The 512-nt window shown below is 38.5% G+C and carries 2 rRNA genes; both read left to right on the forward strand.

Annotated features, from left to right (window positions below):
- Positions 1-109: ribosomal RNA gene (locus ACF91D_RS31655) — 16S ribosomal RNA — on the forward strand; the annotation flags it as partial.
- Between the two features lie 281 nt (positions 110-390).
- Positions 391-512, forward strand: a 23S ribosomal RNA gene (locus tag ACF91D_RS31660); the annotation flags it as partial.

Below are 512 nucleotides of genomic sequence, written 5' to 3' on the forward strand. Positions count from 1 at the left end.
CCGGTGGAGTAACCATTTATGGAGCTAGCCGTCGAAGGTGGGACAAATGATTGGGGTGAAGTCGTAACAAGGTAGCCGTATCGGAAGGTGCGGCTGGATCACCTCCTTTCTAAGGATATATTCGGAACATCTTCTTTAGAAGATGATAAGAGGAATAACATTGACATATTGTATTCAGTTTTGAATGCTCATTTAGAGGATTCAAAGATTGTACATTGAAAACTAGATAAGTAAGTAAAATATATAGATTTTACCAAGCAAAACCGAGTGAATTAGAGTTTTAAAAAAGCTTGAATTCAAAAAGAAATAATCGCTAGTGTTCGAAAGAACACTCACAGATTAATAACATTTTGGGTTTTCAAACAACGACGTTGTATTGGAAAACAAAAAGATTAAGTTATTAAGGGCGCACGGTGGATGCCTTGGCACTAGAAGCCGATGAAGGACGTTACTAACGACGATATGCTTTGGGGAGCTGTAAGTAAGCTTTGATCCAGAGATTTCCGAATGGG

The organism is Staphylococcus sp. 231237_7MaSpsaltlick, assembly GCF_043107035.1.